The sequence below is a fragment of the Curtobacterium sp. MCLR17_042 genome (genome assembly GCF_003234695.1).
GTDB lineage: Bacteria > Actinomycetota > Actinomycetes > Actinomycetales > Microbacteriaceae > Curtobacterium > Curtobacterium flaccumfaciens.
In genome coordinates this window covers 48,273-62,148 of record NZ_QKTD01000009.1, presented here as the reverse complement: position 1 = coordinate 62,148, position 13,876 = coordinate 48,273, and the positions used below count along the sequence as shown (strand labels likewise).

At 71.6% G+C, this 13,876-nt stretch carries 13 protein-coding genes; 5 read left to right on the top strand and 8 right to left on the bottom strand.

Annotated features, from left to right (window positions below; all coding sequences use genetic code 11):
* The first annotated feature begins 53 nt into the window (after window positions 1–53).
* On the top strand, window positions 54–1,133 hold the full coding sequence (locus tag DEJ02_RS10515; protein ID WP_111033031.1) for a glycerate kinase: 1,080 nt from the start codon (window positions 54–56) through the stop codon (window positions 1,131–1,133).
* 136 nt (window positions 1,134–1,269) lie between these two features.
* Entirely contained in the window at window positions 1,270–2,316 is a 1,047-nt protein-coding gene (locus tag DEJ02_RS10510) for an NAD(P)-dependent alcohol dehydrogenase (RefSeq protein WP_071404920.1), read from the top strand.
* A 72-nt stretch (window positions 2,317–2,388) separates the two neighbouring features.
* On the opposite strand, the gene DEJ02_RS10505 is transcribed toward DEJ02_RS10510, so the two are convergent.
* From DEJ02_RS10505 to DEJ02_RS10490, 4 genes are read right to left on the bottom strand one after another with little or no spacing between them, the layout of a single operon-like run.
* Window positions 2,389–3,825, bottom strand: coding sequence for a hypothetical protein (locus DEJ02_RS10505; protein ID WP_111033029.1), 1,437 nt, complete (start codon window positions 3,823–3,825; stop codon window positions 2,389–2,391).
* Entirely contained in the window at window positions 3,815–4,675 is an 861-nt protein-coding gene (locus DEJ02_RS10500) for a TIGR03943 family putative permease subunit (protein ID WP_111033027.1), read from the bottom strand. Before DEJ02_RS10500 ends, DEJ02_RS10505 begins: the two co-directional genes overlap by 11 nt.
* Entirely contained in the window at window positions 4,662–5,675 is a 1,014-nt protein-coding gene (locus DEJ02_RS10495) for a permease (protein ID WP_071246228.1), read from the bottom strand. Before DEJ02_RS10495 ends, DEJ02_RS10500 begins: the two co-directional genes overlap by 14 nt.
* A gap of 49 nt (window positions 5,676–5,724) precedes the next feature.
* Window positions 5,725–6,303: a TetR/AcrR family transcriptional regulator gene (locus DEJ02_RS10490; protein WP_258320885.1), complete on the bottom strand. Its 579-nt coding sequence runs from the start codon at window positions 6,301–6,303 to the stop codon at window positions 5,725–5,727.
* 106 nt (window positions 6,304–6,409) lie between these two features.
* Between DEJ02_RS10490 and DEJ02_RS10485 the strand changes: the two genes are divergently transcribed.
* Together DEJ02_RS10485 and DEJ02_RS10480 are read left to right on the top strand one after the other, a co-directional pair.
* Window positions 6,410–6,724: a multidrug efflux SMR transporter gene (locus DEJ02_RS10485; RefSeq protein ID WP_027464946.1), complete on the top strand. Its 315-nt coding sequence runs from the start codon at window positions 6,410–6,412 to the stop codon at window positions 6,722–6,724.
* A 1-nt stretch (window position 6,725) separates the two neighbouring features.
* Window positions 6,726–7,067, top strand: a complete 342-nt coding sequence (locus tag DEJ02_RS10480) for a multidrug efflux SMR transporter (protein ID WP_111033024.1) — start codon at window positions 6,726–6,728, stop codon at window positions 7,065–7,067.
* A 211-nt stretch (window positions 7,068–7,278) separates the two neighbouring features.
* Here the strand turns inward: DEJ02_RS10480 and DEJ02_RS10475 are convergent, their stop codons facing one another.
* Complete coding sequence (locus DEJ02_RS10475) at window positions 7,279–8,418, bottom strand: CE1758 family FMN-dependent luciferase-like monooxygenase (protein WP_027464948.1); 1,140 nt, start codon at window positions 8,416–8,418, stop codon at window positions 7,279–7,281.
* Window positions 8,419–8,578: 160 nt separating this feature from the next.
* Window positions 8,579–9,472, bottom strand: coding sequence for a phosphatase PAP2 family protein (locus tag DEJ02_RS10470; RefSeq protein WP_111033022.1), 894 nt, complete (start codon window positions 9,470–9,472; stop codon window positions 8,579–8,581).
* Between the two features lie 241 nt (window positions 9,473–9,713).
* Between DEJ02_RS10470 and DEJ02_RS18470 the strand changes: the two genes are divergently transcribed.
* Window positions 9,714–10,160, top strand: a complete 447-nt coding sequence (locus DEJ02_RS18470; protein ID WP_181433159.1) for a DUF4383 domain-containing protein — start codon at window positions 9,714–9,716, stop codon at window positions 10,158–10,160.
* Between the two features lie 302 nt (window positions 10,161–10,462).
* On the opposite strand, the gene DEJ02_RS10460 is transcribed toward DEJ02_RS18470, so the two are convergent.
* Window positions 10,463–11,785 (bottom strand): ATP-dependent RecD-like DNA helicase, encoded by a 1,323-nt coding sequence (locus DEJ02_RS10460; RefSeq protein ID WP_111033020.1) that lies wholly within the window; start codon window positions 11,783–11,785, stop codon window positions 10,463–10,465.
* On the bottom strand, window positions 11,782–13,824 hold the full coding sequence (locus DEJ02_RS10455; protein WP_111033018.1) for a cytochrome c oxidase assembly protein: 2,043 nt from the start codon (window positions 13,822–13,824) through the stop codon (window positions 11,782–11,784). The genes DEJ02_RS10460 and DEJ02_RS10455 overlap by 4 nt, the downstream gene beginning before the upstream one ends.
* Window positions 13,825–13,876 lie beyond the last annotated feature (52 nt).

Below are 13,876 nucleotides of genomic sequence, written 5' to 3'. Positions count from 1 at the left end.
CGACCGGTTCGCCGCACGCCGTCGTCTGGCGACCGGCCGCTACGGTGGGAACCGTGCGCATCATCGTGGCTCCGGACTCGTTCAAGGGCACCGCGACGGCGGCGTCGATCGCTACGGCCGTTCGTGCCGGCTGGCTGACCGAGCGCCCCGACGACGACGTGGTGCTCGTCCCGATGGCCGACGGCGGCGAGGGCACGCTCGACGCCTTCGAGACCGCCGTCCCCGGATCCGTCCGGGTCCCCGTCACCGTGACCGGGCCGGCCGGGACACCGGTCGACACCCACTGGCTGCGGCTGCCCGACGGCCGCGCGGTGGTGGAGCTCGCGGCGACGAGCGGCCTCCCCCTGCTCGACGCACCGATGCCGGACACGGCGACGAGCCGCGGGTTCGGCGAGGCGATCGCCGCCGCGCTCGACGCCGGGGCCACGGGACTCGTGCTCGGCATCGGGGGCAGCGCGTCCACCGACGGCGGGCGCCCGGTGCTCGAGGCGCTGGGACTCGACAGCGAAGGAGCCGGCACCGACGGCCTCCGGGCGCTCCCCCCGCTCGGCGTCACCGTGCTCACCGACGTGGCCTCCCCGCTGCTCGGTCCGACCGGTGCCGCAGCCGTCTTCGGCCCGCAGAAGGGCATCACGCCCGACCGTGTGGCGTCCTTCGACGACCGGCTCGCCACCTGGGCCGCGCGCTTCCCCGACGTCGACCCGGGCACCCCGGGTGCCGGAGCCGCCGGCGGTGTCGGGTTCGGCCTGCTGGTGTGGGGCGCCACGCTCGCCGGTGGGGCCGCGGCCGTCGCCGAGGTCCTCGGGCTGCCGGCGCTGCTCGAGGGGTCCGACGTGAACGGGGCCGGTGGAGCGAACGGGGCCGACGTGGTGATCAGCGGCGAAGGGTGCTTCGACGGGCAGAGCGCCGTCGGCAAGGTGCCCTCGGTGGTCCGCGACCTGACCGCAGCGCATGCTCCCGGAGCCCGCTCGATGCTCGTCGCCGGCGCGATCGAGGCCCCGCTCGACGACTACGGGGCCGCGGCGTCACTCACCGTGCTCGCGACGCAGACCACCGGCGAACCCGACGACGCCCTCGCCGACCCGCTGCGCTTCGCCACGATCGCCGGGCAGCGGCTGGCCCGGCTCGCCTGAGCGAGCAGAACGCCGCGACGCGCCCGTCCGCGGGCACAGGGGTGTCCTGGTTGTACCTCCCACCCGGCCGCGGCGGCGCGCACACTGGTTCCGGGCCGGAACCGGCCCGCAACGCACCACCCCCACGAGGAGATCATTGCGCACCGTCAACGCGTACGCGGCACCGTCAGCGACCGAGCCGCTCGTCAAGACCACCATCACCCGTCGGGACGTCGGCCCGGACGACGTCGCGATCGACATCGCCTACGCCGGCATCTGCCACTCGGACATCCACACCGTCCGCGGTGAGTGGGGCCCCATCCAGTACCCGCAGGTCGTCGGCCACGAGATCGTCGGCCACGTCACCGAAGTCGGCGAGAACGTCACCAAGCACAAGGTCGGCGACCGCGTGGGCGTCGGCTGCATGGTGAACTCGTGCGGCGAGTGCGAGAACTGCGTCGCCGGCCAGGAGCAGTACTGCCTCAAGGGCAACATCGGCACCTACGCCAGCGTCGACCCGGCCGACGGCTCGATCACCCAGGGCGGCTACTCGCAGGCCGTCGTGGTGAACGAGGACTTCGTCCTCCGTGTCCCCGAGTCGCTCGACATCGAGAAGGTCGCGCCGCTGCTCTGCGCCGGCATCACCACCTACTCGCCGCTGCACCACTGGAACGCCGGTCCCGGCACCAAGGTCGCCGTCGTCGGCATGGGCGGGCTCGGCCACATGGCCGTCAAGATCGCCGTCGCGCTCGGCGCCGAGGTCACCGTCCTGTCGCAGACCACCTCGAAGCAGGAGGACTCGCTCCGCTACGGCGCGAAGGCCCACTACGCGACGAAGGACCCGGAGACGTTCGAGAAGCTCGCGAACTCCTTCGAGCTGATCATCAACACCGTCTCGGCGAAGATCCCGATGGGCGCCTACCTGGGCCTGCTCAAGGTCGACGGCACCCTCGTCAACGTCGGTGCACCGTCCGAGCCGCTCGAGGTGCCGGCGTTCGCGCTCATCCCGCGCCGGCTCAGCTGGGCGGGTTCCGCCATCGGCGGCATCCAGGAGACCCAGGAGATGCTCGACTTCTGCGCCGAGCACGGGATCCTCCCGGAGACCGAGCTCATCAGCGCCGACCAGATCAACGAGGCCTACGAGCGCGTGCTGTCCTCGGACGTCCGCTACCGCTTCGTGATCGACGCGGCCACGCTGGCGTAGTCGTCACCACCTGAACGACTGGAGGCCCGGTACCAGCTGGTACCGGGCCTCCAGTCTGTCGTCTCGGGACCGTCAGCCGACCTCGTCACCGGACGGCAGCGCGCCGCACCAGTCGACGGAGCCCGCGTCGATGCTCGCCTCGAGCGCGCCGGAGGCCGCGTCGACGATGCTCACGAGCTCGCCGGTCGCCGACTTCGTCGCGACCGCGACGAACTGGCTGTTCGGGGACGGGCAGACCGCGGTGACGCTCGCGTCGTCGGGAATCGTCACCGGCAGCCGGGAGGCCCGTCCCCCGTCCACCCGCACGATCCGTGCCGCGATGGTGCCGTCCGACCGCACGTCCCCCAGCACCCGCAGGTACGTGTCGTCGGACAGCTGGGCGATGCGGCCGAGGACGGCCGCATCGGTGCTCGCGGCGGGCGCCTGCAGCGCCGCCTTCGACCCGTCGGTCAGGTCCAGCCGCTCGATCCCGGTGCCCGTCTCGACGACGGCGGTGGTGCCGGTGCCGACGAAGCCGTGCAGGTAGGTGGCGCTGCCGAGCCGGACCGGGTCGGCACGCCCGCTCATGTCGACGAGCACCAGGTCGTCGCTGCCCGTCCGGACCAGCGCGCTCTCGGTCCGCGGCACGTAGGCCCACTGCCCGACCGTCATCGGCACGGCGCCCGTCTTCGGCTTGCCGTTCGCCGCGATCGCCGTGGGCATGTGGGTGCCCGTCATGTCGACCACGTACAGGCCGGTGTTCCGGGACTGCCCGGTCGAGGTGTCGGCGTACTCGAACCCGAACGAGGCACCGTCGTCGGCGACGTGGAGCGCCGTGACACGACCCTCGGCGGTCGGCAGGGTGAGGTGTTCGACGGGGGCGTCGGCGTCCTGCACGCCACCGCTCAGCGCCACGATGTCCACGGACGAGCTCGCGTCCGTGCCGCTCACGACGACCAGGGAGCGGCCGAGCCGGGCGTACTCGGAGATCGCGGTGCCCTCGTGGACGGTGGTGGCGCCGCCCGCGTCGAGGGATCGCCGGACGATGCGGTCCTTCGCTCCGGCCTGCCCGGGCACGAGCGCGAGCACGTCGGTGCTGCCCGTGCGGATCGCCGCCGTCAGGTCGGACGTGGCGCGCTGCCCGGGTGCCCGCACGCCCGCGACCGTCACGGTGTACTCGCGGTCGTAGGCCAGGGGTCCGGCGAACTCGACGGCGATCGTGTTGCCGCTCGAGGTCACGGTGTGCGCCGCAGCCGGGCTGACCCGGACGTCGGCGGCCGCGACCTTCTGCAGCGCCTGGTTCGCGGTCAGGATCACCCGCTGGGCCGGACGGGTGACGAGACCGGTCGCGTCGTAGGACACGTCGCGGAGCCGCGGGCCCTGCTGCGAGCCGACGACCGCGGCGAGCGCGGCGACCACGGCGAGGACCACCACGACGGCGACGTACCGGCGGTGGAAGCGGTGTGCGACGGGGCGGCGCTCGCGGCGCTGGTCTCCGTGGTGCTGGTCTCCGCGGCGCTCAGAACTCATACGGGTCCTCGGGCTGCGCGATGTCGGTGATCTTCGCGGCCTTCACGACGATGCGGGCGTCGGCGGACTGGTCCGGGTTGGCGGCCAGGGCTCCGCGGACGGTGACCCACTGCCCCTCGTCGGGGACGGTCCCGGTGCCGTCGTCGGTCACGACACCGAGGCCGACCGGTTGTGCGTCCACGGCGCAGCAGCTGATCACGAAGCGGGTGAGGGTGAAGGACCCGTCGTCGCCGGGCACCACGAAGCCGGTCAGTTCGACCTGCTTGCCGACCAGGGCCGTGGTGTCCGTGGTCTGCCGGATCAGCGCGGCCCAGTCCTTGACGCCGTACTCCGAGGTGTCGACGCCCTCGCTGCCGAGCAGCTGCACCGCGGACTCCGAGCCGGTCGCGTTGGACAGGGTCGCGGAGTCCACGCTCCGCTGCTGGGCGGTGCGGGCGGACAGGGTCGTCGGGGGCAGGACGAGCATCGCGACGGTGACGCCGATCGTGACGACGGCGGCGGCTCCGCCGAGGGCGAGGCGGACGGCGCGACGGCGGCCTCGGCCGGGGCCCGGCTCGTGGGCGCCAGCGTCGTGCTCGTCGGCGGTGTGCCCGTGTGCGCCGGCGTCGTCGGGCTCGTCCGCTTCGTCGCCGTGCGTGTGACCGTACCCGCGGGCGGTGGCCACCAGTCCGGCGATCGACGCGGGCACACCGACGGCGGCGAGCACGACCGTGAACACCGAGTACCGCGGGTTGATGTACAGGTCGAGGTGCCCGACCAGCGCGAGCCACAGCGTGCAGAGGGCCGCGGCCAGCACCGACCCGAGACCCAGGTACGCGGCCGCGTTGCTGCGTGCATCAGACGAGGACATTCATCACCAACCCGACGGCTCCGGCGAACAGGACGCACACGACGGACAGCAGCACCAGGAAGCGGACCCGGAACGTCGTGCGCAGCAGGGCGATCATCTTGACGTCGATGATCGGCCCGATGATCAGGAAGGCCGTGATCGACCCGGGCAGGAACGTCGACGCGAAGGACAGCGCGAAGAAGGCGTCGACGTTCGAGCAGAGCGACACCGTCATCGCCAGCAGCATCATCGCCGCGACGGACAGCACCGGGTTCGAGCCGACGGCCACCAGGGTCGAGCGGGGCACGGCGACCTGGATCGCCGCGGCCAGCCCGGCACCGACGAACAGCGCCGGCATCATCGTCGCCGTCTCGCCGCCGAACTGCGCGGCGCTCTGCCGCCAGCGGTGCAGGCCGCGGGGCGCCCCGACGGCCGCACGGCACCGGGCCTCGAAGGCGGGGAGCAGCAGGTCGGCCGGACGGCGGTGCGCGGCGACGATCCAGCCGACGAGGTTCGCGATGACGAACCCGCCGACGATGCGCACCGGCAGGATCCACCCGGACCAGCCGAACGCCTGCGCGGTGCTGATGATGACGAGCGGGTTGAGGATCGGGGCCGCGACGAGGAACGTGACGGCCTCGGCCGGCGTGAACCCGCGCATCATCAGGCCGCGGGCGAGGGGCACGTTGCCGCACTCGCACACCGGGAACAGCATGCCGATCAGGGAGATCACGGCGCGACGGCCGAAGGCGTTCTGCGGCAGGACCTTCTCGAGCGCGCCGACCGGCACCCAGACCTCGACGACGATCGACAGCACGATGCCGAGCACCACGAACGGCAGGGACTCGACGACGACGCTGATCGCCAGTGTGAGGAAGTCCTGCACGACGTCCGGCAGCCCGGTCGACCCGATGCTCGGTGAGAACAGCCGGATGCCCAGCAGGACGACGACGGCGAGCAGCACCAGGCCGGGGCCGGTGAGGCTCCGGGTGCGCTGCGGCGGCCGCGTGGTCGTCGTCACCGGGACAGGATAGGTGACGCCTCCTGCCCGGGGCTGCGCACGGGGCGGCTCAACCCGCGGTGACGCCGTCCAGGTGTCGGTCGAGCACGTCGATCGCCCAGTCGCCGGACTCCCCCGGAGCCAGCCGGACGACCTGCATCGCGAGTCCGTCCAGGAGCGCGTGGAGCCGGCAGGCCTCGTACTCCCGGTCGTCCGCCGGTACCCCGAGCAACCGGAGGACCTCCTCGCACCACGTCCGCATCGCCGCGACGGTCCGGTCGAGCGTCGGCCGGAGCCCGACGTCGGTGAGCGCGGCGTTGCCGAGCGCCAGGTAGACCTCGAGCTCGACGACCCGCTCCTCGTCGAGGGGCAGCAGCTCGAGCACGATCCGGCGTGCGCGTCGGGCCGGCGTGAGGTCGTCGGGGATGGCGTCGATGCGCTCGCGGATCCGGTCGAACACGAGCGTGATGGTGTGCTCGCGGACGCTCGCCTGGGTCGGGAACGTGTAGCGGACCGTGCTCGGCGGCAGTCCGGCCTCGGCGGCGACGTTCCGCACGCTCAACGCTCCGAGCCCGTCGCGCACGAGGACCCGGCACGCCGCCTCGGACACGGTGCGGCGCCGTTCGTCGACGTCCATGCTCCTGGCCACGACGCCATAATCGCACAGTCGTACGAACTCGTGCTACCGTCGAGGTCGTTGTCGCACAGTCGTACGACAACGAGAACGAACGACTCCCGCAGGAAAGGACATCGTCATGGCATGGGCAATCCTCGTGCTCAGCGGCGTGCTCGAGGCCGTCTGGGCCACCGCCCTCAGCGCCTCGAACGGCTTCAAGAAGGTCGTCCCCACGATCGTGTTCGTCGCCGGGATGGCGCTGAGCATGGTGGGGTTGGCGTTCGCGATGAAGAGCATCCCCGTCGGCACCGCCTACGCCGTCTGGGTCGGCATCGGGGCGAGCCTGACCGTGGTCGTCGCGATCCTCCGCCGACAGGAGGCCGCGTCCTTCGCCCGCCTCGCCCTGGTCTTCGGCCTGGTGGCGTGCGTCATCGGCCTCAAGGTGGTGAGCTGACGTGGCCTGGATCGTCCTGTTCGTCAGCGCCGCACTCGAGACCGTCTGGGCGACCGCCCTCGGCGAGAGCAACGGCTTCACCGAGCTCCGACCGACGATCGTGTTCGCCGTCACGATCGTGATCAGCCTGGTCGCCTTCGGCTACGTCCTGAAGCACATCCCGATCAGCACGGCGTACGCGGTGTGGACCGGCACCGGCGCCGCCCTCACCGTGCTCTGGGGCATGGCCACCGGCGCGGAGCCCGTCACCGTCCTGCGCCTGCTGTTCATCGCCGGCATCGTCGGGTGCGTCGTCGGCCTCAAGCTCGTGCCGGCCCGCCCCGCCGCCGACCTCACGCGCTGAGCGACAGCTCACGCACCAGCGATCCCGTGAGGTGTCGCTGACCCCGTGAGGCGAGTGCGGTCCGAGGACGCGCGCCGAGACGGCCGGGAGGCCCGGTGCCAGCTGGCACCGTCCCTCCCGTCCGGCTGTGGGTCGCGCCCACCGCGCATGGTGAGCAGCAATGGTCGGGTCACCTCGCGGGACCCGACCGTTCCTGCTCACGAAGCGAGCGTCAGACGGACGCGCCCGTCCACTCGTCCTCGGCGGCGACGTGGTCGCTGCCGACCGTGCCGGCCGCCATCGCGGCAGCGGCGCGTGCCGCGTGCGACGGCGGGTCCGACGGCACGTCGGCCGGGCGCCCCTCGTCGTTCAGCTTGCGCAGCTCCGGCACGATGTCCGTCGCCAGGATGTCGATCTGCTCGAGCACCGTCTTGAGCGGCAGGCCGGCGTGGTCGATGAGGAACAGCTGGCGCTGGTAGTGGCCGACGTGGTCCTTCATCGCCGCGTACCGGTCGATGACCTGCTGCGGCGAACCGACGGTGAGCGGGGTCTGGGCGGTGAAGTCCTCCATCGAGGGGCCGTGGCCGTAGACCGGGGCGTTGTCGAAGTAGGGCCGGAACTCGTTGATCGCGTCCTGCGAGTTCTTCCGCGCGAAGAACTGCCCGCCGAGCCCGACGATCGCCTGGTCGGCGCGGCCGTGTCCGTAGTGCTCGAAGCGCTGGCGGTACAGGCCGACCATCTGCTCGGTGTGCTGGATCGGCCAGAAGATGTTGTTGTGGAAGAAGCCGTCACCGTAGTAGGCCGCCTGCTCGGCGATCTCCGGCGTGCGGATCGAGCCGTGCCAGACGAACGGCGGGACACCGTCGAGCGGACGCGGGGTCGAGGTGAAGCCCTGCAGCGGCGTGCGGAACTTGCCCTGCCAGTTGACGACGTCGTTCTCCCACAGCTGGCGGACGAGCGCGTAGTTCTCGATCGCCAGGTTGACGCCCTGGCGGATGTCCTGCCCGAACCACGGGTAGACGGGGCCGGTGTTGCCGCGGCCCATCATCAGGTCCATGCGGCCGTCGGACACGACCTGGAGCATCGCGTACTCCTCGGCGATGCGCACCGGGTCGTTCGTGGTGATCAGGGTCGTCGACGTGGACAGCGTGATGTCCTTCGTCTTCGCCGCCAGGTAGGCGAGCAGCGTGGTCGGCGACGAGGCCACGAACGGCGGGTTGTGGTGCTCACCGGTCGCGAAGACGTCGAGCCCGGCCTGGTCGGCGTGCTCGGCGATCGTCAGGATGTCGCGGACGCGCTGGGTGTCGTCCGGCGTGGTGCCGGTCGTGGGGTCGGTCGTGACGTCACTGACCGTGAAGATGCCGAACTGCATGATGCGCCGCCTTTCGCAATTTCGATGCGTTTGCATCGACTTGCTCGGTACAACGTAGCGCACGGCGTGGCATTCCCGCCAGGCTCGCGCCCGTCGGTCGGGAGGCCTGGAGGCCCGGCTCAGCTCCCCGTGTCAGCCGGCGGTCGGCAGCGTGGCCGGGTCAGGGGGCGAGCGTCGCCGGGTCGGTGCGCGCGGCGTGGTGCATCCCGTCGAGGAACCACACCGTCGTCACGACCGCCAGGACGCTCGCACTGGACGCCAACCGCCCCGCCACCAGGATCGCGGCGTGGTCGTACGCGCCGTCACCGGTCAGGCCGACCACGAGCGCCGCGACACCGATCACCAGCGTGAGCCCGGTCGCGACGAGGAGCACGACACTCACCACCCGCCGCGGCCCGCGCCGACCGTCACGGTCGCCCCGGAGCCCACGGTCGACCCGGGGTCCGACCGCGCGGACGATCCCGAGCCAGAACATCGCGATCGCGCAGGCGCCGATAATGTCGCTGACCCGGTGCCAGCCGTAGACCACGGTCTGGTTCGCCACGAAGACCGCGTACCCGACGCCGACGATGGTCACCAGCGGGCGGAACCGACGAGGCGTGACCATCAGGACCGCGAACAGCGCCGCCAGCGCGATCGTCGCGTGCCCGGACGGGAACGAGTTCGGCGTTGTCGACTGAGCGATCTCAGGGCGCACGGCGATACGCTTGACGAGCGTCGAGGTGGCCGCCGACGCGAGCACCACGACCCCCGCGCCGAGTCCCACCGAGAGCCGCCGTCTGGCGAAGGCCACGGCGACGATCACGACGACGAGCAACAGGATCACCGGCACCGAGATGACGTTGAGCGCAGTGTCCGAACTGAACAGGTCGGACTCCCGGACCCCGCCGAGCGCGGCGTCCTCCGCTTTCTGACCGACCGGGGTCAGCACCGCGACCCCGTAGACGAGAGGCACGATCACGAACCCCAGAGCCGCCAGCGCAGCCCACCGCCCCCGCCGCGAGACCCACGGTCCGCGCGACTCGGATGCACTGCGCTCGGGTGTCAAGGTCACCGGGCTGGTCCTCCTGGGAGTGGTCGTCGTCGGGCTCGTCGCACGACTGGCGGCGGCGCTGCGATTGGGTCGGTCGGGGTCCGACACGATACCGTTGGAGCACCGGCCGGAGGCTGGGAACCGCACCCCCGTCGGCCGTGCACTGCGCGCTGACACGAGGGGATCGGTGATCCCCGCCGGGCCGTCGCACCACGCGGGACCGACGCACGTCGCGTCGGCAGTGTACGAGGAGGAAACCGAAGTGGCCATCAAGGAACCGGGCATCATCGCCTCGCCGAACCGGGGTCTCGCACTCACGGCCGGCGGCGTCCTCGCACTCTGGGGCGTCCTGGGCTTCTTCTTCGCCGCCGACGGCGACCCGGGCTTCTTCAACCGCCAGGGCGGCATGCTGTGGAACGCGTTCGGCGTCAACCCGGCGCTCTGCCTGGTGTGGGTACTGCTCGCCGCGGTGCTGCTCATCACCGGCCTCGGCAACACCGTCGGATCGCGCAACGGCAACCTGCTCGTCGGGGTCCTGCTCGTCCTCTTCGCGGTGTACGGCTTCGTCTTCGTCGACACCTCGGCCAACGTCTTCGCGCTGAACACCACGGACAACGTGTTCCACGCGATCGTCGGTGTGCTCCTGCTCCTCACCGCGATCGGTGCCGACAAGGAGAACCTCCGCGCACTGCGTGCGGCGCGCGCCTGACGCACCCGCTCGACTGCACTCCCGACGCCCGTCTGCCGCTCCGGCAGGCGGGCGTCGTCGTTGCGTGCGGGGGCGGTTCGGCGGGGTTGTCCGGCGGGGGCTGTCGTCCGGTCACGACTCCCCGCTCAGGTCCGCCGGCCGGTCACGAACTGTCGGATGCGGAGTCTCCAGTCGACGACGAGTGACCACTCGGCGCAGGACCGACGGGGAGTCGTGACCGATCGGCAGTGTGCGACCGGGCATGCAGGCGCGCCTGCCGGCGGCGTGAGGCCGATGCGGACCCGACGGGTCAGTCGGACGTGTCAGTCGGCGTCGGGCTCGGCGTCGGGCTGCTGCTTCGGGGCCTCGAGCTCGGTGGCGACGATGCGGGGCGCCTCGGACATGAAGCGTCGGACGTCCAGGTCGACGATGATGTCCTGCGGCCGGAGCGGCCGGGTGAGGAACAGCCCCTCGAGCGAGGTCAGCCGCGACAGCGCCACGTACGTCTGGCCCGCGCTGAACACCCGGTTGCCGAGGTCGACCACGGCCCGGTCGTAGGTGCTGCCCTGCGACTTGTGGATGGTCACGGCCCAGGCCAGTCGGAGCGGGAACTGCTGGAACTCCCCGACGGTGTCCTTCTTGAGTTCCTTCTTGTCCGCGTCGTACGAGTACTTGAACTTCTCCCACACCGAGGGCTGGACCTCGAACGACTCACCGTCGACGTCGACCCACACCGTGTCGCGGATGGCTGTCACGATGCCCAGGGTGCCGTTCACCCAGCGCTGGTCGGCGTCGTTGCGCAGGAACATCACGTGCGCGCCGGGCTTCAACTCGAGGGCTTCGTCGGCCGGGAAGTTCCGTCCACCGAAGTCGCCGTTCACGTCGGCCTTGGCGGTCTTCACCTTGCCGGGCAGCCGTTCGAGGGCAGCCTTGTTGATCCGGGCGACCGTGTCGTTGCGGGTCGCCAGGGTGATGGCGTCGTCCGGGGCCGGGCGGGCCCCTGCGATGTTGAGCTGCTCGGCGATGTCCGCGGTGACCCGGCCGTGCCGGACGGCGGTGAGCATCGCTGCGAAGGCGTCGTCGCGCTGTCGGTGCACCGTGGCGAGCTCGATGATGTTCAGCTCGGCCTCGAGCCACACCTTGGCATCGAAGAACCACATCGACCGGTAGTGGTCGGTGAAGTAGGCGCGCTCGTCGGCGTCGCCGGGCACCGGGGGCAGCTGGTACGGGTCGCCGAACATCACGACCTGCACACCCCCGAACGGCTCGAACTGCCGACCGCGGGCCTTGCGGAGCGACCGGTCCATGCCGTCGAGCAGGTCGGCGTTGACCATCGAGACCTCGTCGATGACCAGGGTGTCGATCGTGTTGAGGAGCTTGCGGGTGTCCGGGCCCTGCCGCAGCTCGGCGTCCGCGATGAGCCCGATCGGCAGCCGGAACAGGGAGTGGATCGTCTGGCCGCCGACGTTGAGCGCGGCGACGCCCGTCGGGGCGCAGATGACGACCTGCTTCTCGGTGTTCCACGACAGGTGGTTGAGCAGCGTGGACTTGCCCGTGCCGGCCCGGCCGGTGATGAACACGTGGTCTCGGGTGTGCTCGATGTACTCGAAGACGGCGCGCTGTTCGTCGCTCAGCTCGATGCTCATCGGGCGTCCGCTCCGGGCGAGGGTTCGAGGTCGTCGCTACCGTCGTCGAAGTCCAGGTCGTCCTGGTCAACCCTGGCAGCGGGCTCGGCGGCGGCGGTCGGACCGGCCACAGCTGCGTCGCCGGCAGCAACTGCGTCATCGGCGTCGGCCGGGTCCCCGCCGTCACGCTGCAGCCGCACGAGCACCACCACGACCACGGTCACCAGGAGCAGCACCCCGGCGACGATCAGCACCAGGCCCGCCCGGGCCTGGTCGACGAGCGGATCCGGGCCCCACGTCCGGCCCATCGCACCGAACCACGATGCCTGCAGCAGCCCGAGCGGCCCGCGCATCGCGATCCCGAGCGAGACGGTGCCCGCCGCGATCACCACGGCCCCGACGATCCGGACGACGGCGGCAGCCGTGGTCGGACGACGGTGCCCGGCAGGGATCGGTGTGCAGAGCGTCGGGACGGCCAGCAGACCGACCAACAGGAACACGGCGTCGCTGACGGTACGACCGGTTGGGTCGCTCACCGACCACCGCACGGCGTCGGTGGCGAAGAAGGCCCACCACAGGGCCGACGCGAGCAGGAACGCGGGGAACGGCTGGGCCAGGTACCGCACGGAGGGGTGATCGACGATGACGTCCGTCCACTCACGCACACCCGTGCTGTCGTCGTTCCGAGGGTGCACGGCGGCGCGGATCAGGGCGACGGGCGCCGCCGCCCACACCAGGGCGGGGACCACCAGGCCGAGCAGCACGTGGGCACCGACGTTCGCCGAGACGAGGAACCGGTCGTACTGGTGCAGCGAGCCCGAGGTCGCGACCACCAGGGACACGATCGCCAGGGCCGCGGCGATCGAGCGTCGCGCCGGCCACCGCACGCCGCTCCGCCGCAGTCGCACGACGCCGGCCACGTACGTCGCGGCGAGCAGCACGGCGGCCATCAGCCAGAACAGGTCGATGTTCCACTCGGTCAGCCAGCCCCACGCACCGGGCGCGTGCGGCAGCAGGTCGTCCGTCAGGAGCTCCGCCGGGCTCGGGTCGGTGGTCTTGCTCAGGGCGATCTGGTCGACCGGCGTGGCGGTCCGTCCGAGTGCCGCGGCGAACCCCGACGCCACACCCATCACCGCGAGCTCGACGACGATGAGGGTCCAGAAGGGCCGCTGCCGACCGGGCGAGGTGGTCAGCGCACGGATGGCTCGACGGCGCTGCACCGCGCCGAGGACCCCGATGGCGACGATCGCACCGATCTTCACCAGGACGAGCGTGCCGTACGGGGTGAACAGGTTGGACAGCGCCCCGACTCGGATCTGCGCCGACGCGGTGCCCGAGACGGCGACGAGCACGAAGCAGCCGAGGGCGATGCTCGAGTACCGGGCCACGACCACGGCCAGCCGGTCCCCGGGCAGCACCCCGCGCAGCAGCACGAGCATGACGAGCCCCCCGACCCACAGCGCCGCACCGACCAGGTGCAGCCCCAGGGCCGTCACGGCGGCGTCGTGGCTCGCGGTGCCGGCGGCGTGGCCCTGCTGCGCGAGCGGGATGAGGCCGATCATCGAGACGCCGGCGGTCAGGGCGACCATGCCCCGCGAACGGACGGCGAAGCAGAGCACCGTGACGGCCGCGGCGACGAGGACGGTCACGAGCCAGGCGAGCCCGAGCTCGGTGCCGGTGAGGAAGACCCCCATCGACTGCCCGAACTGCTCGTCGATGCTGATCCGCGAACCGGCGACGCTGAGGAACGTGCAGAACGTGGCGACGGCCGACGCGACCGTCCAGACACCACTGGCCCCGGCGGCGACGTCGATCGCGCGGTTCCACTCGGGGCCGGAGCGCGAGAGGCCGATGGTCGCCAGTGCGAGCCCACCGATCGTGGTGGCCGCGGACAGGTCGACGACGAGCCGGGCGATCGGCAGCCCGAAGCGGACGACGGGCCCGGGGTCGGCGATGAGTGCGGGGTTCGCGCCCCCACCGATGACGAGTGCCGTGAGCAGCGCCACGAACCCGACGAGCAGGAGCACGGCGGGACCGGCGATGCGCGCGATCCGATTCACCCGTCAAGCCTAGGCGGTGCCCACCCGGCCGACGGACGGGGCGGGCCGATCT